General features: G+C 44.0%; 8 protein-coding genes and 2 riboswitches. Of the genes, 5 read left to right on the top strand and 3 right to left on the bottom strand.

What is annotated here, in order from left to right; all coding sequences use genetic code 11:
• Window positions 1–49: 49 nt before the first annotated feature.
• Both FZD51_RS26075 and FZD51_RS07195 read right to left on the bottom strand, forming a co-directional pair.
• Window positions 50–202 (bottom strand): hypothetical protein, encoded by a 153-nt coding sequence (locus tag FZD51_RS26075; RefSeq protein ID WP_187445656.1) that lies wholly within the window; start codon window positions 200–202, stop codon window positions 50–52.
• A gap of 1 nt (window position 203) precedes the next feature.
• Window positions 204–1,439: a helix-turn-helix domain-containing protein gene (locus tag FZD51_RS07195; protein ID WP_148974123.1), complete on the bottom strand. Its 1,236-nt coding sequence runs from the start codon at window positions 1,437–1,439 to the stop codon at window positions 204–206.
• A gap of 369 nt (window positions 1,440–1,808) precedes the next feature.
• On the opposite strand from FZD51_RS07195, the gene FZD51_RS07190 reads away from it, so the two are divergent.
• Window positions 1,809–3,089 (top strand): methyl-accepting chemotaxis protein, encoded by a 1,281-nt coding sequence (locus FZD51_RS07190; protein WP_148974122.1) that lies wholly within the window; start codon window positions 1,809–1,811, stop codon window positions 3,087–3,089.
• 77 nt (window positions 3,090–3,166) lie between these two features.
• Here the strand turns inward: FZD51_RS07190 and FZD51_RS07185 are convergent, their stop codons facing one another.
• Window positions 3,167–4,675 carry an alpha/beta hydrolase gene (locus FZD51_RS07185; RefSeq protein WP_148974121.1) on the bottom strand — a complete coding sequence of 503 codons (1,509 nt, stop codon included), beginning with the start codon at window positions 4,673–4,675 and terminating at the stop codon, window positions 3,167–3,169.
• A gap of 164 nt (window positions 4,676–4,839) precedes the next feature.
• A riboswitch (cyclic di-GMP riboswitch) is annotated at window positions 4,840–4,922 on the top strand.
• 98 nt (window positions 4,923–5,020) lie between these two features.
• On the opposite strand from FZD51_RS07185, the gene FZD51_RS07180 reads away from it, so the two are divergent.
• The 4 genes from FZD51_RS07180 (at window position 5,021) to FZD51_RS07165 (ending at window position 24,254) form a co-directional block, all read left to right on the top strand.
• Complete coding sequence (locus tag FZD51_RS07180; protein WP_148974120.1) at window positions 5,021–5,248, top strand: hypothetical protein; 228 nt, start codon at window positions 5,021–5,023, stop codon at window positions 5,246–5,248.
• Between the two features lie 198 nt (window positions 5,249–5,446).
• Window positions 5,447–5,533: riboswitch (cyclic di-GMP riboswitch) on the top strand.
• Between the two features lie 15 nt (window positions 5,534–5,548).
• Window positions 5,549–5,698, top strand: coding sequence for a DNA-binding anti-repressor SinI (gene sinI / locus FZD51_RS07175; RefSeq protein ID WP_224949511.1), 150 nt, complete (start codon window positions 5,549–5,551; stop codon window positions 5,696–5,698).
• 216 nt (window positions 5,699–5,914) lie between these two features.
• Window positions 5,915–12,475, top strand: coding sequence for an S-layer homology domain-containing protein (locus tag FZD51_RS07170; RefSeq protein ID WP_148974119.1), 6,561 nt, complete (start codon window positions 5,915–5,917; stop codon window positions 12,473–12,475).
• A gap of 295 nt (window positions 12,476–12,770) precedes the next feature.
• The gene (locus FZD51_RS07165; protein ID WP_148974118.1) at window positions 12,771–24,254 is read left to right on the top strand and encodes an S-layer homology domain-containing protein; all 11,484 of its coding nucleotides are present in this window, start codon (window positions 12,771–12,773) and stop codon (window positions 24,252–24,254) included.
• Window positions 24,255–24,383: the final 129 nt, after the last annotated feature.

Raw genomic sequence — 24,383 nt, 5'->3', positions numbered from 1 at the left:
TTTTCCTGTGACTTGAGGGATATGCGTGCGGAAGATAGTAGAGGGGGTATCAGCTGTCTTCCTTCAAAGGAGGCTGAATGGGACGGTCATCAGGAATTTCAGATGCAGCAAAGGAACTTTTAGCGTCCGGGGGAGCTGCATCACCATAATGGACCAGGAAACCAAAAGCGGCAATCAGCAGAAAAAGATATTTTTTCTTCATTTTACTGTAATTCCTCCCTGTACTTTGAGATATATTGGATGGCCTTTTCGTACTCGCCATGATGAATCAGATGCCTTGCAAGCACCTGATAAAATTCCTCCAGCTCATTCTCGTGCTCGTCGGTCTTTTCAAGAAAAGGCAGGAGCCTTTCCTGCAAAAACTCTACAGCCTTGCTTTCATCCGCAAAACTGGTGAGGTGATAATGGGACATCAGCTCATACTTTCTGGAGCTGGCTTTCTGTGCAAGCAGTTTCAGTTTTTCAAAATGCTTTCTGCTGTTGTCGCCGAGCTTGTGAAGAGTCTCGGCATACGAATACAGACTGATTAAATAGTTGGACGAATCAACCGGATGAAGGGCCAGGCTTTTTTTGTAATACAATGATGCCTTCTTCAGGTCATCGGTCCTTCTGTACAGATAGCCCATATTATGATAAATCTGCGGCAGCAGGGCTGTCTCGATCTTCAGCGCCTCAATATTCCTGAGCAGATGCCTGAAGCACTCGGCTGCCTCATGATAAATGCCTGCGTGGGTATAATTGATGCCCAGCAGCATCAGAGTGTGCAGAATCCGCTTGAAATTGAACTGGTCTGAAAAATGTCCCAGTGCTTTCTTTCCATAGTGGACGGCTGCCCCCGACTCTTCCTTCATGCTTTTGACAAGTCCGTAATGGTAAAACAAATCCCCGGCTCCGATGGCGCTTTCCTTCACTTTATCCTCAATCAGGGTGCTGAGGATATTGTCTGCTTTTTCCAGCTGACCTGTCTGTATTAAAGATAACGCATAGAAGTAGCTGTATAAATAGGTTTCATGTTGGGAAAAATTCTTTTTTATTTTGCCTAGATGCTCTCTCTGAGCCGCAGCTCCATTTATATCTCCGATGAAGATAAGGTAGCGGTATTTCCAGAGAGAATAGTAGTTTATGTAAGGAGTAAAGGTGATCAGCTCTTCTGCTTTAGACAGGGTTTGGAATGCTGCTTCTGCCTGTTCCTTCTGATAGTAGATTAGCTTGGTGATAAAATCCTCGATCATGCTCCCGATCTGTTCCTGCTTATCTTCTGCCTGCTGTAAAGTGATCCCAAGCTTGTTCAGCAATAAATCAATCGTGCCATCATGGGCTTCTTTGGAGTTGTTTTCTATTTTGCTAAGGTGGGAGATGGAGCAGACGCCTTGGGCCAATTCCCTCTGGGTCATCCCTTTTTTTGTCCGGTAATATTTGATAAGCGCTCCGGTTCTCATGCTTTTACCTCCTACTTTTCCCGTAGGAATAGTATACCAGCAAAGGGAAATAAGTGTAAGAATATTCTATTAATCAAACGTTTGATTAATAGCAGGGTGCGGTTGACGAGGGGTTAGTGGGTCTTTGGTATCATCATACAATAATAGGTAAAAAGTTACAATTAAATAAAGTTGGGAAAATTTTTCAGTGATCTGCTCCTGGCAATAACGCATTACGTTAAAATACTTAACAAAATGGTTATCAGTTGCAGCCTTGTGAAAAATATTGATATCGTCAGCTGCCTTTTTTTGTATGAAGCTAAATTTCTCTGCTGTTATACCGATATATCCATTAAAGGAACTATATGAAAATGGGAACAGGGGAGTATAATGGGGAATAAAAAGAACGATGTCATTAAAAAAATAATGGTTTATATGCTGAATGTGGCCATGCAGGCTGCTGTCTCAGGCATGATCATCATAGCCATCTATTCACTGATTTTCAAAAAGCCGGTGATCTCGGCAGAATCAGCTGCTTTGCTGGGATTGATCATCATAGCATTTGTCCTATCAGGATTTATTAATTTTGCTTCGTATGCAAAGCCGTTCAATGAAATCCAGCGTTTTGTGGAGCGGGTGAGCAAGGGAGACCTGTCAAAGCCGGCTGACATTAAGCAGCTGGGACCGCTGAAAAGCATCAGTGCACCGCTTGAGCATATGAGAGCCGGCCTTCAGGAGCTCATTGCCCGTGTCAAGGATACGGGAGGTACTGTATCCAGGTCCTCAGGTTCATTAGAGCAAAGAGTCGCAGAGACGAATGAGAGCCTCCAGGGAATCAAAAAGCAGATCATGGAATTTCAGCAGACTGTCTATCAGCAGCTGCAATCAGCCAATGAAGTTGCTGTCACGATGGATGAGATGTCGGTAGGCGTCAGCAACACAGCTGAAACCTCAAGCCTAGTCAATCAGGCTTCAGCAGAAACGGCCAGCCTTGCCATTTCAGGAAAGCATCAGGTGCTTGAGGCTGCTGAAAAAATGCATGGTATCGACCAGTCCTTCAATTCACTTGAAGAGGCCATTAGCAGCTTCCTTGAAGGTTCAAAAAGAATTGCCGTTATAACGAAGGAAATATCGGACATTGCCGGGCAGACAAATCTGCTGGCACTGAATGCAAGCATAGAAGCGGCCAGGGCCGGGGAGCATGGGAAGGGGTTTGCGGTTGTCGCCCATGAAGTAGGGAATCTGGCCAGCCAGACCAATCAGTCTGCCTCCAACATATCAGCCATCATCCAGCAGCTCCAGGGGGATGCGGATGCCACATCCGCTGCGATGAAAAAGACCAATCAGGATGTAATAGGCGGCAAGCTATCCATCGAGGCTGTTGTACAATCCTTTGAAAACATATTGGGATCTGTAGATAACGTGAACGGGCGCATCCAGGAAATATCGGCGGTCAGTGAACAAATGGCAGCAGGAAGTGAAGAGGTGGCAGCAAGTGTTGAAGAATTATCCTCTCAATTCCAGCATGTCAATGAACGGCTGGTGGAAGTTGTCAGCCATGTTGACGGCCAAACTGCGGATATGGAGACAGTCAAAGAAGAATCGGAAGCCCTTAATGATATTGCGGCAAACCTTAATGGGCTGCTTCAAAAATTTAAGGTTGAAAGCTGAAAAAAGAAAGGACAGCGGCAATCTAATTTGCCGCTGTCCTTTCTTTTTATAATTGCTTAGTCTAATCTTCTGGAGTTTTAAGCAGGTTCCCAGATTTCAATAGGAGCCATACTGACTTTCTGGTATAGATCGCTGATTTCCTTATATAGCTTTGTATCCTCTGAAACCAGCTTCAGGAGCAGCTGCATATCATTTAATGCTTCAGAAATTTCCCTCATGTGCATATGCTTCTTATAAGTTAGATTGAGCAGTCTGATGATGGAGAGCTCTAAGTCCCTCCTGTAGTCATCTGCCCATTTGGCTTTGAACTGCGGCATAAGCTTCGGCGGAATTTTGCCTGATACCTTTGATTTTAATAGCTTTATATCAGCCCAGTTTTCTGTTTCGAGCGCCTGATTCAACAGGTGGAAAAATTTCAGGGCGTCGATTTCTATGGCTCTATTTATGGAGATGATGTTGTTTTCAATCGTAAAGGGGTCAGGAATCCCGCCGCTTTGAAAAATTTTACGCAGGTGCGTCAAACTGACGCGCAGCTGGTTCTGGGCATTGGCTACAGGCAGGGAAGGCCAGAAGACCTCCGCAATGATATTCCTGGAAACTGGTCCATGCAGGCACAGGTAAGCGAGAATTTCTTTCGCCTTGCGCTGATTCCATTTTCCTTCAATTATCGTATTTCCTGCTGTCACTTTAAACTCATCAAGCATAAAAACTTCAATCTTATCTTCATTTGGAGGAGGCGTCTCAAAAGCTGCCTCCAATTGGAGAAGCAGCTTTTGCGTATAAGAGCTTCCCGAATCGGGCTTCACTTCCGCCATTACTGCCGGATCGGCCAGAAACTCCCGGCATTTGGATAGTGTCAATTCAGGCTGATCCAGCTGTATTAAATGGGATGCTGAAGGAATGATGTATTTTCTGCTTTTTCTGATATAATCGCTGCTCAGCATGACAACGGAGGCCGGATAAAAGTGATCAAATTCCCCGGCTAAAAACAAGGCTGGTATATCCATATGTTTAAAATGAATAATTGAAGAACCGGAGATCAACTCCCTTGCCAAAAAATAAGATGGCAAATCAAGCCTTGAGCAAGCATCTCTTATAAGAAAAGAATTGGGGCCGATCGATTTATAAAGAAGATGTGTGATCCAAAAATCTGCCAGCCCCTCTTTATCAATTAGCGGCAAGTTTTTCTCTGAAGGTGATTTTCTTATGCAATCGGCCAAATTGATGGCTGGCGTGGAAAAGACAATGAACGACAGGATGCTGTCAGGATGCTGGTCCTGCCACTGTGAGCCGAAATAAGCCCCCAAGCCCTGACCGATAAGATGAAAAGAGGAGCACCCTGCCTCGTCCAGTACTGATTCAAAATCCTCATTCAGTATATCCCAGGTTAAAGATCCATCTGCAGCACTGCTGTATCCGTGCCCCCTAAAGTCAAATAGTAGAATATGATAATCTGCTAACTGAGGAAGAATAAGGTTCCATACAGTGCTGTCCAGACCCAGTCCATGTGTGAGGACAAGAGTCTCTGCATCAGGATTGGCTGATTTAATCGACTTATAGCTTATTCCTCGTTTAGTCGTTTTCATGTTGCCCTCCGAAAATTCATTCTGGCAAAAGCCATTTACATTATTATCGGCAGGGAACTCCCTGTTATTAGGAAAAAATAAACATTTTTTTGATATAAAAAAGCTACAAATTTAGCAGCAGCAATTGATAAAAGGGGACAAAAGTAATATGATAATAGTATGAAAATTGAAAAAGGCAAACTTATTGAAAAATAAGGACGCAAAGCCGCGAATCTAAGGCGTAAGCTACGATAGTCGGGCTGCCAGGGTGATAAAGTGGATAGCTTTGGATTTAATACTTAGTCCTTTCAGAGCTAATCGGCCGAACCTTTTGGCATAGTAACTGAAAGGAAAGGGTGCATAATCATGTATTTTTTTGGTACGGAAGAATTTTTTGAGGAGCAGTTAAGAAAAGCTGTTGAAAGCGGGAAGAATCTATCAGCCAGCTTTTCTCAATTGGAGCGGGAGCTAAAATATAATTTTATTTGCACGGACAGCCTGCGGAGAGAATGCCTGGCCAATCTTAAGGCAGCAGGCAGGAAGCTCGAGCATCAGCAGCCATCATATAGCGGGCAACATGCTGCTGTAGTGTAGCATTAAAAAAAAGCGAAGGGAAAATTCCTTCGCTTTCTTGCTGTTGTGTTCATTCATTTATACAACTGGGAAATCAAAAGAGAATAATAGAAGTTCTTGAAGATTAGCTTCAAGAATTCGACAAATCTATGTAGGTTTCTGTCGTAAAAAAAATGGTTATTTTTTCATTTTACGGGGTACTTTATACCTGTACTACATTTCTGTGAAATGCAAACTTATTGAAAGATAAGGGCGCAAAGCCTCAGGTCTAAGGCCATGTATGGTTAAGACGGCTGGGCTGCCGCAATAGGGGAAACGGTTATGGGTATGAGTAATGAAGTAGAAAAAGAGTGGATCGAATTATTGCTGGAAGCAAGAAATGTTGGTTTGACCTTGGGAGAAGTAGAGAGCTTTTTTAGAGGAGAACATGATTTTTGGACCAGGCAGGAAAATATAACAGAAACTGATTGAAATTTTTACTTAAGAACAACAGGAACATACATAGAACCAAGAAACGTCTACCCTTCCGGTATGGCGTTTCTTTTTTTTCGACAAAAATCTTCAAATATCGGGAGGTGCCTGTCACCACTTTAACCACTTTACTCTATCTTTACAATTTTCCAACAATTCCTTCATGTTCCATTTTTACAATTGGATTGAGAGAAATTTGGGGAGGTTTGTTGAGGGATGGGGAAAAAGAGATCGAAATTTGGTCATTTGCTGATGAGTTCAATGCTTACGGGCGGCATGCTGGCGCCTTTTTCGTCGGCAGTTCAGGCAGAGGAAGCGCTGAAGCTTGATCGGCTGCTGATTACGGAAATTGCTCCTGACATTAAGGGGGCAGAGGATTATGAGTATTTTGAGCTGCATAATCCAACAGCTCAGGAGATAAACCTTAAAGACTTTCAGTTTTACTATGTATATACAGACGGGAAGGGCGGAGATTTGCCTTTATCTTTTGGAGAGTATGTACTGAAGCCGAATGAAACCGTCGTTCTCTGGTATAACAAAAGTTCCAAAACCAAAGAGGATTTCCGGGACCATTATGAAGCTGAGCTGCCGGATGAAGCAATTCTTGAGTTCACAGGAAGCGGATTCACAGGGATGGCCAACACTGGCAATAGGGGAATAAAAATTGTCGACGGCCAGAATGCCAAGGTTTCTTTTGCCAGCTATGTTAGGGATGAAACAGGAGAAGGGCTCTCTAAGCATTTTAAAAGCCAGCCGGAATCAGCAGAAATGCTCCCATTTCAGATTAAAGGAGCACCTTCACCGGGAATAATTAGTGCTGGTCAAATTTCCGTGCCAGAGGGAGAAAATAATACGGCTCCAGTCATCACCCATACTCCTGCCGAAACGGTGGAAGGCAGCATGGATCTGCAGATTGAAGCAGTTATAGAGGATGACCAGGAGCTGCTGACGGCCGTGGTTTATTATCAGAGCCATGCAAGCATGAAGTGGAAGTCTGTCCCTCTTGTTAAAAATGGTGACAATACATATGCAGCGGCAATACCGGCTGCCGACTATTTGGGCGGTACACTTTCCTATTATATTGAGGCAGCAGATGGAATGAATACAACTGCCTTTCCGGCAGATAAATCAATGCCTGTTCAAACAAAGATAGAAACTGTTCAAGAAACGGAACCCCAGTCAAAGCCAAGGCTGATGATCACGGAAATCACTCCTGATACTGCAGATGTTAATGGCAAGGATGGGTACGAGTTTATTGAAATCTATAATAATGCCGATCAGGCAATAAACCTGAAAGATTATCAAATCATTTACCGATACCCGAATAATACCCAGCTAAATTGGGATCTTGCTGAAGATAAAATGGTAGAGCCGCAGAGTTCTGCCGTGGTCTGGATCAAAAATGGGGCCAATGATGAAACCGGGCTGGAAAGCTTCAATGAGAATTACGGCACCAGCCTGGATGCCAGCCAGGTCATTGAAATCCATAATGATGGGATGGCAAACGGATCGGAACGCACGCTGATCATAGCCGATGATCTTGGCACAGAGATTGCGCAAGCGTCCTATAATAACAGCAGTACTGATGTATACCAGAATAGCGGCATCACTTATAAAACTCCAGCAGCCGGCAGAGATATGGTGAAGGCTGGAATCAGCGAAAAAGCAGCACCAGGGTCAGTTCTGCCTGGACAGGTACCTTCAGAACCGGTGAAGCTGTCAGATGACAGTGAAGCTCCAGTCATTACCCATGAAGTACAGACTGAAATTGAAGGCGGACAGGATGCGGTGATTTCAGCAACCGTTACAGATAACACAGAAGTGCAGGCTGTTTCCCTCTCTTACCGGGCTGCAGAAGCAGCTGAATGGAAAACGGTCAAAATGCTTGTAAGCGGGCAAGCTGAAAATGTTTATGAAGCAGTCATCCCTGAAGCGGATCTGCGGTCAAAACAGATTGTCTACAAAATAGAAGCAACCGACGGAATCAACTCCAGCAGCACCGGTGAGGCTCTAGCAAATATCACACCGGCCCAATACGCAAAGAATGAAGTGCCGCCGCTGCTCATTACTGAGGTTGTACCTGATTCTACCAATGTGAATGCTCTTGATGGCTATGAATTTATTGAAGTATATAACAATACAGATAAACCTATTAACTTTAAGGATTATAAAATCCGCTACCGCTATCCGATGGAAGGGCCCGAAGCAGACTTGATCTGGGGGCCGGAAAAAGAGGATATTATTATACCTTCAGGTGAAGCTGTTGTTTTCTGGATTATCAACACAGGAAATACTGATAAAACAGCAAAAGACTTTAACAGCAATTACTTTTCCAATCTCGAAGAAAATAAGAATCTCTTTAAAATGGTTTCCAATGGGATGGCCAATACAGGGGACAGGGGCATTATCATTGCGACTAATACCGGCCGGGAAATAGCAGCGTCCTTCTATAATGATGAGCCGAATAAGAAGGATACTGCTGCCAATAAGGGCATATTCTATGCATTTCCTACTGATAAAACAACCAATATGGTCAAAATCAGTGCGGGGGCAGACAATGCAACCCCTGGTGCGGTCATGAAGACCCAGGTCCCGGCAGCAAAGGCAGAGCTTAAGGAAGACACAAAAGCACCGGCCATTGAGGATCTTTCCAGTATCACAGAAGTAAACGAGAAGGAAGATCTGCAGCTCCTGTTTGCCGCCGCAGATGACCAGGATGTAAAAACAATGCGCCTCTTCTACAGAACGGACAGCAATGGGGCATACAGATCGGCTGATCTGCAGCCAAGCTATGATGATGGCCTCTATCATTTCAAAATCTACTCTCCGGAGCTGATTGGAAAAGATAAAGTCGAGTATTATACGCTCGTTTCAGATGGAACCCATACAATCGAGTCAGAGCCGGCAGAGATTAAAATAACAGGCGGAGAAGAAGAAACAGGACTGCGCCTGAATGTTAAGAATGACTCTATTGTTACAAAAGAGACAATTCTTAAAGCAGCCTCTGCTTCGGGCAGTTATGAAAATATCAAACTCAAAATCGATGGAGAGAGTGTTGCAGCAGAAACCTATAAAGCGCTGGAAAAACAGGCCTACTTTGCATTTGATGTTAAAAAGACAAATTTATTTTTCCAAAATGGCGTTACGATGGGTGATGAAGTTTTAAAGATATTTGACGATACGATCAATTCATATGTAACAATGACTGTTCCTATTGAACCGGACAAGCTTTCATTGAATGAACCGGCTGTCATTTCCGTCCGCTCAGGCACAAAGGTGTCTCCTTTTGATCAGGAATCAGAGGAAAACCGTGATGACTTTTATATTAAAAATGCCAGACTTGTCCTAAGCGACGGGACTGTCATATATGACCCGGCATACAGTGACAAGGAAAAGGAATTGACTGTCGGAGACGCAGGCTCTGCCAAGCCTGTATATGATTTCTCTTTCGAGGTGCCGGAAGAAAAATTCGCTGCCAAAGCTTATAAGTGGAATACCCTTGAAGCCGGAGAGGGCGAGCATACAATAACAGCAACTGAAGGGGATAGTTCAGCTTCTTCAAAAGTAATTGTCGACAATTCGGCACCGCTTATCACGGCTTCTGTGGAAAATGGCAAGGAATATAAAGGCAGCTTTACACTGGACGCGGATGTAGAAGATGAATGGTCCGGGGTAACCTCCGTATCAGCCGCTCTTGATGGCAAGGAAGTTACCCTGCCATATGATACTGGCTCTGCCCAGCTGGATCCGGGCTCACATACCTTTGAAATCACTGCAATCGACCTGGTCGGCAATACAGGTAAAGAATCTGTAGTGTTTAAAACTGCTGATGAACATCCTGCCAAGCCGAAGGCACTTTCTCCCGAAGACGGGGCAAAAGATGTAAAAACAGATGCGAAGCTGTCAGTAGAGGTTTCCGACCCTACTAATGATGATCTGTCTGTGAGATTTTACAAAGGCTTTGAATACAAGCCGGCAGATGCAGAAGTAAGTGTCTTCTCCAACTCAGCTGACAGGGAGCCTCCGGCAGAAATGATTCCGGCAGGGGAGACTTTGCTGGCTGCAGCAGAGGAAGATAAAATGAACGATAAGGATGGCGAGTATGTAACAACGTCATCTGTAGAAAAATTCCCTTATCAGCGATTCGAAGTTAAGGTCGATTCGGAAGTAGATGAAACAGACATCATCCAGATAGACTGGGAAGGGAAATCCCTTTTGGGAAGAAAAGTCAGCATGTATGTCTGGAATTTTAATAGTGAAAAGTGGGAGGTCCAGCAGTGGAAGGTGGCAGATCAGGATGATTTCACTCTGACTGCTTCCGTGCAGGGCAAACAATATATGAAGGACCAAAAGATACAAGTGATGGTCCAGGATGAAATTTCAGCAGAAACGCCATTTGATTATACAATGGTTTGGATGTCGGATACGCAATATTATTCAGAGAGCTACCCGCATATTTATAAAAAAATGGTAGACTGGGTGGATGCCAACAAGGAGAATCTGAAAATCCCTTATGTCTTCCATACAGGAGATTTGGTTGATGTTTCCACAGATCCCCAGCAATGGGCATATGCCGATGAGTATATGAACGTGCTCGAAGATGCAGATATACCTTACGGGGTCCTGGCAGGCAATCATGATGTAGATCATAAAACCAATGATTATACCCAATACTCCCAGTATTTTGGAGAAGAGAGATTTGCAGACAAGCCGTATTATGGAGGATCTTATAAAGACAATCGCGGTCATTACGACCTTATTAGTGTAAATGGCAATGATTATATTATGGTCTATATGGGCTGGGGCGTTGAGGATGCTGATCTTGAATGGCTGAAGGATGTGCTTGCCCAATATCCGGACCGGATGGCGTTCCTGAACTTCCATGAATACCTTCTTGTGTCGGGCAATAGAAGTCCGCTTGGAAACAAAATCTTTGAAGAAATTGTAAAGCCAAATAAAAACGTGCTGGCCGTCCTTTGCGGCCATTATCATGACAGCGAAACGCTCGTTGATGAGATTGATGATGACGGGGATGGCACACCTGACCGGAAAGTGTACCAAATGCTGGCTGACTACCAGGGAGGGCCTGAAGGCGGACAGGGATATATGCGTCTCCTGCATGTCAATCCTTCAGAAAATAAGATATATGTAAAAACTTACTCTCCGTATCTGAACGATTATAATTTCTACGATGCAGATTCTTATCCGGGCAAAGATGAGTTTGTTATCGATCTTCCATTGGAGCCGAAGGAGAAGGTCGTCTCCACTGACAGGCTTGAAGTGAAGGTTTATACAGACAGCCAGATCGGGGAGACTCAGACCCTGTCAGGAAAGAAAGCGGCGGAAACAGGATGGGCCGGCCTGGAGGCCAATAAACTGTACGGATGGTATGTCCGGGTGAATGATGAATTCTCAGGGGAAGCATTGTCAGATATCTGGTCATTCACTACCGGCAATGGAACTGGCGGGGGAGACAATGGGAACCAGGGTCCAGCCCAGCCATCGCAGCCGCCTGCAGCACCTCCTGCAGAGCAAAAGCCGGGAGAAATTCTTCTTCCATCCGGTGCAGTGCAGATTGAACGGAAGCAGAACGAGATTGTCACTGCTGTCCAGAGCAGCCAGGTTCCGGGAATTGTCAGCATGCTGAATGGGGAAAAGAAAGTAATTCCTATCATGCTGGAGAAGACGGCTAAGGGTGAAACAGCAGCAGCAAGCATTCCTGCAGTTCTCTTCAGGGATGCCGCAGCTAAGCAGAAAGATGCATTCATCCGCATAAAGAATGGTGAAGCAAGCATTACCCTGCCAGTCAGCCAGATTCAGACAGCAGAGCTGGCGGAAAAAATGGGGACTAATGTCGAGAATCTATCCATCGTCATCTCTGTTAATGAAGCAGCTGAACCTGCTTTTAAAGAAATGGCAGAAAAGAATAAGCTGACTTTGGCATCAAAGGTGATGGAATTTACTGCAGAAGCGGCAGCTGGAGAGAAGAAGCAGGCGCTGGAAAACTTCAGCAGTTATTTAAACTATGAGCTGGCAGGCAGCAAAGAATTCAATGCTAAAACCGCTTCTGTCATCCGTTTTAACAGCACTGGTGCCATTTCATCAGTACCAGCACTGTTCAAGGGCAGAACAGCAGAATTTAAATCATTGGCCGGAACTGTCTTTGCAGTTTCAGAAGATAAGGTATCCTTCCCGGATGTAGACAGGAAAAGCTGGCCGGCTGATTATATAGAGACCCTCGCATCCAAACATATCATTAAAGGAAAAGCAGATGGAACATACGCACCGCTAGAAGAGATGACCAGGGCACAATTCACTGTTTTGCTTGTCCGCGCCCTCGGCCTTCCGGCTGTGGATTATGACAATCGCTTTAAGGATGTAAAAGGGACTGAATGGTTCAACAGCGAAGGTGAATTGATGGCAGCTGTTCAAACGGGCATCATTCAGGGCAAAGAGGATGGGAATTTTGCCCCGAATGAGAGGGTTACAAGGGCACAGGCCGCTGCCATGATCAGCCGTGCTATGGACATTCCGTTCATTGGCTTTAACAAGAATGTGTTAGAAGAGAGTAAGAAAGCTTCAGATTTCAAGGATGCCGCCCAATTTGCACCATGGGCGAAAGAAGGAATTGAAGCTGTTTATCAGGCTGATATAGTATCTGGGCGTGAGGATGGCCGTTTTGACCCGAATGGCTATACAAGGCGAGATCATATGGCCAAAATTCTGGCGAACTTCCTTATAGCCGCCGGTTTGATGGATGATACAATTACAAAGTGAAAAAAGCAGGCTGCTGAAGCAGCCTGCTTTTTGTGCTCTTACTATACTGAATGGTAGCTGATAATTATTTTAGAATAACGATATACAAGGTTAGAAAGTATTGTTCTACTATATTGTGAAAAAGTGAAATTTAGTTTTTCTATGTTGATATATAATTTATAAGCTCTAATCATATAAACTTATTATGCTGAACAAGACGAATGAAAAAAGACCTACTTTTGTTAGAGGTTTATGGAATCGAGACTAATTTACTAGTATAATATAAATGTATAACTTTACCATTGGAGGTTAATATATGAAAAATAATAGGAAAAAGATCTTAGCTGCTGCAGTCACTACTTCAATTGTTGCATCAGCAGCTGCCAATTCAGTTGAAGCGGCAGACTTTCCGGATTTAAAGAAGGGGAGCTTCGGTTATGAAGAGATTTCAAATCTTGTAAAGGCCGGGGTGATCGATGGGTTTGGCGATGGCACTTTCAGACCGGGAACAGCTATCACCCGCCAGCAGGCTGCTAAGCTTTTCACGCGTGCTTTGAACCTCAAAGCGCCGTCAAGCGGCAAAGGGTTTAAAGATGTGAGTCCGGAGTCTGCCTTTTATTCATCAGTTCTTGCTGTGCAGGAGGCAGGAATCTTCAAGGGGACAGGGGAATACTTCAATCCTAACGCCACCTTGACAAGGGAAGAAATGGCTACAGCTTTAGTCAGGGCGTTTAAGCTAAAATCCAGCGGCGCTCAAGTTCCCTTTAAGGATTTAAAAGAGATTTCTCCAGCCCACTTGGAAAATGTGAAGACTCTCTACCAGGCAGGGGTCACAAAAGGAAAAGCAGGATTCTTATTTGATCCCAAAGGCAATGTGTCCAGAGCTGAATTTTCAGTATTCCTTTTCAGGCAAGTGATCGGGGAAAAAGCAGCCACTATAGAAAAACTGGCGGAAAGCAAAGTTTATATCGATGGTAAGGCCTATACATATTCTAAAGAGCTAAAACCTTTCTTCAGCAAGGAAAATGAAAATGCCCTATTAGGTGCAGGCATTAAATATAATCAGGACAACAGCCAAATTACAGAGATTACATACCTGGAGATTAATGCATCAGGAAAAGAGAAACAGGATAACTCCGGCAATGTCATTCTTAAAGGAGAACGCGGGATTGTTAATGGAGACATGGTCATTAACGGAGATTTTATCACTGTTGAGAAACTCAATATTAAAGGCAGTCTAACGATCACTTCAAAAACGGCCAATTCTTTTATCGGCAAAAGTCTGTCTGTAGAAAAGAGTACAGTTATCAATGGGAAGGCTATGGCTATTTTTAGTGATTCCAAACTGAATTCCCTTGAAGCAGCCGCAATGGGCAGCCGGATTGAGCTGAAAGGACCGACAGCTGTTCGTTCTGCTGAGGTTCTTGCAGATGCAGTTTTATCATCAGAAAATACTATCCCGCAGCTGATGGTAAAAGGACAGGCAGCAAAGTTAGAGCTGAACGGCAAGGTACAAAAGGCATCATTTGCGAATGAAAAGCCGATCCACTTGAAGGGAGCAGGCGAGATTGAGATGCTGGAGGCATCAGGTGCAGCTATAACGCTGGAGAATGGTTTGAAAATTGGCGATCTTCATTACTCTGCTGCCAGCAAAGTTGCAGATGTTATCACAAACTATAATCAAGTTAAAGGCAATATCGCTAAATTAAATGGAAAGGATAATCCTGATGCTGCTGCAGCTGCACCGGTTAACACAGGAAGTCCGATTCCTTCTGACCAGACGCCGCCGCAAGGCTTAACAGGCCTTTCGGCTGTCTCTGATCATACAAAAGTGACATTATCCTGGAATGCCAGCAGCGAAGCTGATTTCAGCCATTATGAGATTTATTATCTTGCAGGGAAAAGTGTTTCCAGGGAATCTGCAGGAGCCCAGAAGGCTATTGTGAAAGAAAAAGGCTCAGGCCGGGTTTCTTTTGATATTGCCAGCCTGTCAAATGATGTGGACTATGCATTTGCTGTTTATGCAGTTGACTCTTCCGGAAATTACAGTACTGCAGCTACTGCAGCAGCGGCTCCAGCTGCGGAACAGGCTGTTTCTGAGAACATCTTTGAAAACAATCGCACCTACTCCAGGAGCTACTTAATCAATCCGGCAGCAGGAGCAGTTTATGGAGCACCGACAACTGGAAACAGTGCAGCTGTCAATGGGAATGTAACGGTCAAGGGAAGTGCAACTCTTCAAAACCTGGTGATTTCGGGCACGCTGGTTCTTGATCCTGGGGATGAAGGCGAGGTAACACTTGATAATATCGAAGCATCAGCCATCAAAGTGCTATCAGGGAAAGTAGGCACTATTGTTTTCAATCATGTTAAAGCAGATTCTGTCTTTGTCAGTGATGATAATGGAATCAGGCTGAAAAGCGATGGCAGCAGCACAATCGGCAGCTTAAGGATCTCACCTTCCAATCCAACCGGCGCGTCCGAAGTGCAGCTGGCGGGAAATTACAATAGCACTAATATCATTCTCGAAAAAGATGTAACTGTAACGGCCAAGCCTGACTTTTCAGCAGGCGGCATAACCATTGAAGGGCAGGAAAATCTTCATATTATCCTTCAGGCTGAAGAAGGAAGCGCAGCTGATCTTCCCTCTGTTACTTTTAAGAGTCCTGCGAAGTTAAGCTCAGGAGCGGGAAGCATCTCCATCCCGAAAATTATCCTCGCTAATGGGGGTATGACAGCAGGAGAGACTGAGATCAATGGCAGCTTTGGGCAGCCGGAAGTCTTAGCAGAGAAAGCAGTTTCCTTAAAGGTTGAAGCAGAAATCTCAAAGCTCACAGCAAAGTCGGCTGTTCATTTATCAGGCGGAAAAGCTGGGGCTATCCAGAACTTTGAAACAATCGGGAATGCCGGTAAGATCAATGGTGCAACAGAAGAAGTGAATGAAGACCTGAAGAAGGTCAGGGACACCAGTGTAAACCTGGCAAAAGCGGAGATTAAGAAGGTGCTTGAGCAGACGGAAAAGGACCTCGCAAGCATCCAAAAAGCAGATGCTTATGTAGTAACTGCTATCTCGCTTGGAGCAGCTAAAACGGATTTTATTGAGGGAAATAAGAACCTGATTGATGAGTTGAATAAGCTGAAATCACAGCTGGCAGCAAAGATGGATGCAATTAAGGAATTGAACGAAAAGCTGGCTGAACTGCCTAAGAAGGAATATTTACCTTATATTACCTCAGCCGGATTGCCTAAATTGAAAAATGATGCAGCCGCAGCAGAGGCAGCTTCAGATAAGGCCAAGGCAGCCGGGATTACCAATCCTGAGAAAGATGCAAATGTGAAAAACTACAGCCGTCTGAACGACGCTTTGCAGCATATTCAAAAGCTTGAAGGCGTGAAGGAAGCAGTCCTGAAGGGCGTCCTTGCCAAGCTGGCAGAGCTGCCTGAGCCTGATGCCATTACCATTGGGGCAATTGATGAAATCATACGGCAAATGGAAGAAGCTAAGCGTGCTGCTGCAGAAGCAGAGTTAAAAGGAGCCGTGCCTTCTGACTTCATCCGTGATGGGGAAGATTTACTGGCAAAATTGAATGCAGTTGAATCTGCTGTTTCTGAGCTGCTCCAAGCAAAGGCAGCTGCTATCAGTATGGCGGTAGAAAAGCTGGCAGCACTTCCGGAAACCGATGATATTACCGTAGGAAACTTAGAGTCAGTCCGTAAGCTTGCAAATATAGCAAGGACGGCCGTTGAACAGGCAAAAATCAAAGGAGCTGCAGATTCAGATTTTGCACTATTGAGTGTACTGGCTAGTGTGGAAGCAAAAATTGCCCTGCTGGATGATGCGCGAATTTCTGCGATTGATGCTGCAAATAAAGCTATCGCTTCCCTTCCTGAGCCAGATAGCATTACGGTTGAGATGATTGAAGCACTGCAGTCAGAGCTCAATGCAGTTAAGACCAAAGTAGAGGCAGCACGGCAGGCAGGCGCAGAAAACAGTGGATTTGTAAACCTGGAGAAAATTGATCAGATTGAGAAGAGAATGGCAGAGCTTTTCGGTGAAAAAGCTGAAGCAGTTGAACTGGTAAATGAAATGCTTCAAAACCTTCCGGATGTATCGGCCATTACATTTGCCAACTTCAAACAGGTGAAAGCTGATGTTTCCAAACTGAAGCAAGCCATTGCTGATGCGAAAGAAAAAGGGGCTGCTGAGGCCGATTTTGAAGATATAGAAAAACTTTTGCAAGCTGATGAAAAAGTATTGGAACTTGAGAATAGCAGCGCGGAAGCTATTACTGCTGCCAACCAGGCCATTTCTGCTCTCCCTGCAGCAGAAGAAATAGGGACAGAAAATCTCGATGAAGTAAAGGCAAAATGGCAGGCAGCTGTGGAAGCCATCGCTGATGCAAGGGCAAAAGGAGCAGTGGATGCTGACTTCCCTGAGCTTGACAGGGTGGATGAAACTGAAAGAGCGATTGAAATGATGGAGACTGCCCTGGAGGAAGTGATCCTTACTGCAAATGAAGCGCTCGGAAAAATACCTGCAGCGAAAGACATTACTGCACAGAACTTTAAAGAAGTAAAAATCCTTGCAGCTGCTGCCAAGAATGCCGTAGCAATTGCAAGAACAAAAGGTGCTGAGGACAGCGATTTTACTGGACTGGAGAAGATCTCTTCCGCTGAAGAGAAAATTGCCGAACTGGAACAGCAATACACCGAAGCTGTTTCAGCAGCAAATCAAGCAATTTCAAATCTTCCTGTTCCAGCAGATATTTCTTTCAGCACACTTTCGGAAGCAAAAGAAAAGCTTGCAAATGCAGAATCAGCCATCGCTGAAGCAAGGACAAAAGGGGCAGAGGATGCAGACTTTGCTAATCTTGACAAACTAGCTGAAGTGAAAGAGAAAATCAGTTCTCTTGAGATTGAGAAAAAACAATCCACCTCAGAAGCCAATGCAGCCATTGCCGGCCTGCCTGAAGCGGACCAGGTTACTGTTTCCAATTTCAAAGAAGTGAAGGCAGATGCAGAAGCAGCCAATATAAAACTTAATGCTGCCCGCCAAAAGGGTGCAACTGATGCTGATTTCACGGGATTGTCCAAGCTTCAAGCAGTTTTGGCCAAAGTAATTGCATTTGAACACCAGCTTAATGAAGCGATCCTTGCTGCCAATGAAGCCATTGCACTGCTGCCGGAACCAGAGTCCATTACGCGTGAAACACTGCAGAGCGCCAAAGAAAAGCTGCAGGCTGCCAATGAATCTATTGAAGCAGCCAGGCAGAAGGGAGCGGGGGATTCAGACTTTACCGGTATTGAAAAGCTCGAGGCAGTAGAAACGAAGATCGCTGAGTTTGGAGATCTGAAAGAGCAGGCGATTGAATCCGCCAATGAGGCACTTGCTGCCATACCGAATGCGGAATTTATTACCGAAGAAAATGCAGCCGAAGTGCGTTCCAAAGTCCAAATTGCCCAAATGCTTGTAGCACAGGCAAGGCTTCTGGGGGCAGAAGACAGTGATTTTACTGGACAGGAAAAAATCAATCAGGCTCTTGCTGCACTGAAGCAATTTGAGTCAGGGTATGATCTGGAACATTATGAAAACCCCCTGGAATCCCTGGCTAAAATCAATCAGAACATAGACGGTTTCACAGCAGAGGATTTGATGGGAGCTTCCGACTCCGGAGTCAAAGAAAAAGAGCTGGAACGGTATAGAGCAGAACTAAAGAAGGTGTTGTCGGAAAATAATAGAGACCTCACCCTTGGTGATGTTGGATTAGCTGTAAGCAGACTGAATGGTGTATTGATAGAAGAAGGGATAGAGGCTATCAATTCTAATCTATCAGGGTTTACCTTTGAGGATCTTAATAAGGTACAGTATGTTTTTGGCAGTTTCAGGATTCAGGATTACCGCGATGCTTTAACTGCAGCCTATAGTAAGTATGGACACTTAAGCAGCGAAGAAATCTCCAATACTATTTTCAGTATGGAAAAAGAAGCAGCATTAAATGCTGTTAATAGCCATCCGGAATCTGCCGAGATGATGGATTTGTATACTTTGGCAGCAGAGTATGGATATCACATTATTAATGTACCGGTTGAAGTGATCCGGACAGAGTTAAAGAGGGTTATCGCTCAAGAAGGCCCTTTAACTGCCACTGAAATTGTAGAGATCATAAAGAATTTGAGTACTGCTGACATCCATGAAGTGTTCTTAGAGGAGATTAACTCCAATCCTGAACATTTCTCAACCGAAGCATTGAGTGCTGTTTCTAGTACTAATTTAGAGTACCAGCTGATTGATTCATACCGGAAAGCTATTGCAGACTATAAAGCTTCCCAGTCAGCGCCGCTTTCAGCCAAAGCTATCTCGAAATTGGTCGCAGATATAAATGATCAGGCGTACTTGCATGAAATAAATACAGATAGGGACTACTATTATGCATTGAGCATCGTAGCTATCGGAGACTTTGCCTTTAAACAGCTATCTGAATATCAAGCAGCTCTTGAAAGAAAGCAAAATGAAAAAGGGGATCTCACAAAGGAAGAAGTTATAGCAATTGTCAGGGCTGTCAACTCCGATATAAGAGGCAGTGCTCTTGCTGCGATTAACATGAATCCGGAGGAATCGACGTACTTCCAGCTTTCGGATGCAGTAGATCATTATGGGCTGGTCGATAGCAATGCCCTGGAGTTCTATCGTGCCGCATTGGTAGAGGCTGTTAATATCAGTTCAGGAAACCTTTCGGAATATGATATCAGGCAGCTGATTGAGGATGTTAACAGTCAATTGGCATTAGCTTATATTAATAACAATCCCGAAACTTTTACTATGGACCATCTCAGGAAAGTTTTATCCAGCACTTGGCTTGATAAAGAGTTGATCCTTGATTACAGAGAGTCTGTCTCACTTAGACTGGAAGAACTTCAGGCAGAGCTGACGGCTGTACAACTCAGTGAAATTGTCAATCAGGTAAATGACAGGGTTTCCGATGCAGCTGTCCAGTATATCAGCGATAATATTGACAGCTTTGAGTACGCTGCTCTTGTGAGTGCTTCAAAAGGCTATAATGTATGGGAAGAGTATTTAGAAGAATATCGCAAGGAGCTAAAAGCGTTAAAAGAAAGAAACGGCAGAGCCCTTCAATATAGTGAAATTCTTTCTGCCCTTTCAAGGGTTCACCAGGAAATGGCCCAAAAAGAAGTTGCATATACTATTAATTTGTTAATGACAGAACCTAAACTCATTAATATTGATCATTTATGGAGAATTTCTCCAAGTGCAGATGAACGGCTGATATTCAGGTATATAGATGAGTTGTCTCTCCTGCTTGATGATGGCATGGTATTTACCCAGCAAAATATTGCTGAAGTGATCAATAATATCAACAAAACGTATGCAATAGAGACATTGAACAACACGCCATTCATTATCTCAATGCGGGAGCTTGGCTACATTGTCGAGATCCATTCATTCAGTGAGGAATTCCTTGATGATTATAAGCAGGCTTTCTCGGACGATATCAAAGCTTCCGGTCCAATGTCAGCCGGCAGGGTGGCAGAAGTGATTCTTCAAGTGAATAAAAGGAAAATTATAGAACAGGTAAATGCTTATCCTGAAGGTTTGACTATCAATCATTTGGCTGCTTTATATGGCTGGAACTTTATTGACCAGGAATTGCTGGTGGGCTATATCGGCAGAGCACGGGCAGAGCTGGATGCTGGAAGAGAATTAACCTTTGAAACGTTGCTGTCGGTAATAAAAGATGTAAACCAGCAGGATCAACAGGAAGCTCTGGCTGAAATAAATGAGAATCCACAAGGGTTCAGCTATAGTACTCTTTTGAGGGCGGCTGACACATATGTTAAAGAAGAGAGGCTTTCACCATACCGCATGGCGATAAAAATGTATATGGATTCCAAAGGGGGCCATATTTCAGCTGCTGAGCTGATTTCCATCCTGGAGGACGTAAACAGGCAGGAAAATGAAAGAGAAAGACAAGATGCGATTGATTATATTAATGAATATCCTGCTGCTTTTTCAATTATAGATCTCAGAAGCTCAGGCATTTATATCGAGCCTGAATATGAGCATCTTTTACCGGAATTCCGTGCAGCGGTAGGGGCAAAACAGCTGACTAAAGGCAGGGACTTGACCTTTGAAGAAATCTTCCAGACTGTAAATCAGATCCTTAATGAAGCGAAAAATCTGAAAGAAGCTGCTGCACTTGAACGTATTAATGAGAATCCTGAAGGAGCCTCTATTTGGGATATTAAGCTGTTTTTTACAAATGCAAGGGAAGACAGACTCGAAGCGTATAGGGCGGCATTGCTTGAAAAAGCAAACAGTGTCGGAGAATTAAATGAATGGGATGTCGAAAACGCAATAACAGAGAAGAATAAGGCACTGGCTCTTGCAGAAATAAATGATCATCCTGCCTCAATGACTATTGAGCAGCTGACCGATGCGCTGTTTAATGAAAATTATTCCTTTAAGCAGGAATACCTGGCAGAATACCGTTTGAAAATGGCAGAAGCAGTAGAGGCTGATGGCACGATAACCATTGAGGAAATAATCGAGATTCTTGAAGAGGTAAATGGAAGGGAAACTCTCCCAAGAATTCAGAGCAATCCCGAGAGTATCCAAGCTTCTGAGCTTAGGATGATCTTAGGTTCTGAAAACGTGGTCGATGAGAGTATTGCTGATTACCGGACAGCCATAACAAACGCAGTTCATTCCGGCACACAGCTTACTAGGGATATCCTGCTGGATCTTGTGCTGGCAGTAAACAGCGAAGTGTCAGAACGAGCCCTTACAGAAATTAATGCCAATCCGGAAGCCGTCACAGCCGAGCTGCTGAGAAAAGCCGGAGTTACTGTTTATGCTTATCCTGATCGCCTCCAGTTGTATCGTGAAGCGATTGCTAAGAAAAAAGCTGAACTTGAAAAGGACTTGAGCCTGACGGAGCTGGAGGCTGTCATTGAGGATGTAAATGCTAATTATAGGCAGTATATTGAGGAGCTAGTGCTTAAACGGATTATCGAAAATCCAGATACTTTTACAATAGATGATCTGAATCAGCTCAATATATATCCCGAATATGAAGATAAGATAGCTGAATACAGGCAAAAGGTGAAAGCAGAGCTGGATAGACTGACAGTTGATAGAATCCGCCAAATTGTCTGGGCAGTGGACTCTGCCGTTAGAGAAAATGCTGCTGCAGAAATGCTGAATGTAATTAAAAGTGACCCAACAGGATTTTCATTTAAGGTGCTGCAGCAGGCAACAAGAAACCTTGCTATAAGTGCTGACAGAATTGATTTGTATAGAAAAGCAGTGGCCAGTTTCCTGGATGAGAATAATGGGCAGATGGGGCTATATCAGTTAGAGAGTCTGATTATGGAAACCGATAAAGCTGCAGCTTTCAAGAAAGCTAAAGAAGCGCCGTTGTCATTGACCATTATAGATGTTGAGTACCTTGTTAGGGATGCGGGTAATTGGGCAATAAGTGTACAGTATTTAGAAGGATACCGGACAAGCATAAAAGCAGAGGTTGACTCTGGCAGAGAACTGACATCCCAAAGGGTTGTAGAACTGATCAATCAAGTGGGCCGGGAATATGGATTGGCTGAGATTATCAGAGATGGTGCAGGATTTAAAGATCAATCCCTCCTGCATGTTGTTTTTCCATATTATAGCTGGGAGTTCATGGATGCTTATCGTGAAGCTGTTATAGACTTACTTGAAACAAATCAGACTTTAACGATTGTTTTATTAAATGACTTAGCTGCTGGAATAAATTCAGCTCATTTCCTGAATCAAATAACAGCCGATCCCCAGTCTGCCGAAGTGGACCAGCTTCGCCTCCTTTTACAAGAGGACGATTTGGTACGGTCTGATTATGAATATCTGGAGCTGTACCGCTCAACACTTGTACAGCTGAAGGCAGAAAAAGATGAGGGTGAGTTGTTCACAATTTCAGAAGTTAAACAGGCAATCACAAAAGCAAATGCTGAGATTGATGGTAGCAGGCTTGATGCAATTAACAAAAATCCTGAAGGCTTTGATATAAATGACCTCGGAAAGCTGATAGGCTATGAACTTATTAATTATTCAAACCTTGATTTCTACCAGCAATCAGTTGCCCAAATGCTGGCGGAACTTGAGCGTGACCTGACTGCCGAAGAAATCCTGGAGGCAGTTAAATTAGGAAATGAACTGGCAGATAAGGCAAATCTGGATGCAATTAATCTTAATCCTGACAGCTTTGGACTCTCAGATCTTGAAGAAGTTGCAGGGAATATAAATTGGTCTAACCTTGAGTATTACCGTGAAGCTATTAAAGCCATGCTTTCAGTGAAGGGTGCACCTTTAACCAAAGAAGAAATAAAGCAAGCTGTAGTGGAAGGGGATGCCTTGGCGGTCGAAGCGAGGCTTGCCGAGATCAACGGCAGTCCTGAAAAATTTGAGTCATCTATTCTTGGGGAACTGTATGGATATGATATTGTTCAATGGGAAAACATGGAGTGGTACCGCAGCGCCTTAAATGAGGCCATTCAAAGCAATAACGGCGAGCCGCTTTCCTATGAGGAGATTCGTGATATTCTGCTGCAGGTCAACTCCGCAGAAACGAATTCAATCTTAGAAAAGATTAATTCAAGTCCTGGCGAAGTGACCCGCGATGAGATTTATTCCCTGCTTCCTGATGAGATCGCTCATCTTGTATTTGATCCTTATGTTAGCTATTACCAGGATCAGTTTGCTGAAATGAAAGCAGAGATGGGGCGGGATTTACGACTTGAGGATGTGAAAACAGCAGTAGAGGATACGAATGAAAGAATCTATGAGGAGATTTTCGATAAGATCACCCAAAATCCTCAAGAGCTTCAAAAATATGATTTAGGTATTTTTGAAGAATCCTATTCAGAAAATGTTTATTTCTCTTGGGAACAATTCAAGCTATATCAAATATTGTTTACGGAACATCTCGCAGCAGGCGGTGCTCCTCTCTCCAGGGATGATATCAAGATAATTTCTGAGGATGTATATGCGAACTATAATACAATTTGGTCGTATATTTTAGCAAAGGAATCATACAAATCAGGCGATATCCTGGATGTTGCGACAAGCGATTACCAGCTGTCCCAGGTATTCCTTGTTCCAGTCAGCCATGGTTCCGAGGATATTACCGAGCAGGAGCTATATGATCTGGTTGAATCTGGTGTCGCTGTTTCAGCTGGTCCGCCTAATAACGGAGAGAATACGCTGATTGACACTGCGGGTCTACCGGCTGGAGATTATGCCGTTTACTTAGTAGATAATGGTGGTTCAGGGGTTTTCGGAAAATCCAATACGATCCATCTTGATTCGGGGGCAGAAAACCCAGGGGAAGGTGTAAACAGCCTTCCTGAGACAAAAGAAGAAAAGCCGGCGGAAGATAGCGTTGTTGAGGAAGTAAAGCAAACTTCATCCGGAACTGTTAGCATTAAGCTGCAGGATGAAACCTTCATTGAAGTTACGGTTGAAGATCAGGATCTTAATTTGAACAGCAATGCAGCCGACACAGTAGCTGTCCAGGCTGTAAATGATAACGGAGAGCTGCTGGAAGTTATTCTGACTGAGACTGGTGCTGATACGAATGTATTTGTTGGAACGGTTATGCTTAACCTGTCTGCTGAAAAAAGTGAAGAAATGCTGACCATAACAGATGGAGATACAGTCACCATTACTTACACAGATGAAGCAAATGCAGAAGGCAAAAAAATAGAAGCTGCCCAATCCATCACCATCCAGTTCGGGAAAACTAAATAATACAAGCATTTGAACCGCTGAGAGCGCTTTACTCTTAGCGGTTCTTTTGGTATTGATTCGACAAATTTCGGGAGGTACCTGTCACCATCCACTACGCCTCAAGACCTACCCAATCTTACAGTCCTGGTC

Origin of the sequence: Bacillus infantis, assembly GCF_008180445.1 — a bacterium.
Classification (GTDB): domain Bacteria; phylum Bacillota; class Bacilli; order Bacillales; family Cytobacillaceae; genus Bacillus_AB; species Bacillus_AB infantis_B.
The sequence above is the reverse complement of the archived record's forward strand: the minus strand, read 5'-3'. Positions and strand labels throughout refer to the sequence as shown.

What these genes read in the sequence shown, in the direction of transcription:
- FZD51_RS26075 (WP_187445656.1), bottom strand. Translation starts at nt 202, where the DNA reads ATGAAGAAAAAATATCTTTTTCTGCTGATTGCCGCTTTTGGTTTCCTG.
- FZD51_RS07195 (WP_148974123.1), bottom strand. Translation starts at nt 1,439, where the DNA reads ATGAGAACCGGAGCGCTTATCAAATATTACCGGACAAAAAAAGGGATG.
- FZD51_RS07190 (WP_148974122.1), top strand. Translation starts at nt 1,809, where the DNA reads ATGGGGAATAAAAAGAACGATGTCATTAAAAAAATAATGGTTTATATG.
- FZD51_RS07185 (WP_148974121.1), bottom strand. Translation starts at nt 4,675, where the DNA reads ATGAAAACGACTAAACGAGGAATAAGCTATAAGTCGATTAAATCAGCC.
- FZD51_RS07180 (WP_148974120.1), top strand. Translation starts at nt 5,021, where the DNA reads ATGTATTTTTTTGGTACGGAAGAATTTTTTGAGGAGCAGTTAAGAAAA.
- sinI (WP_224949511.1), top strand. Translation starts at nt 5,549, where the DNA reads ATGGGTATGAGTAATGAAGTAGAAAAAGAGTGGATCGAATTATTGCTG.
- FZD51_RS07170 (WP_148974119.1), top strand. Translation starts at nt 5,915, where the DNA reads ATGGGGAAAAAGAGATCGAAATTTGGTCATTTGCTGATGAGTTCAATG.
- FZD51_RS07165 (WP_148974118.1), top strand. Translation starts at nt 12,771, where the DNA reads ATGAAAAATAATAGGAAAAAGATCTTAGCTGCTGCAGTCACTACTTCA.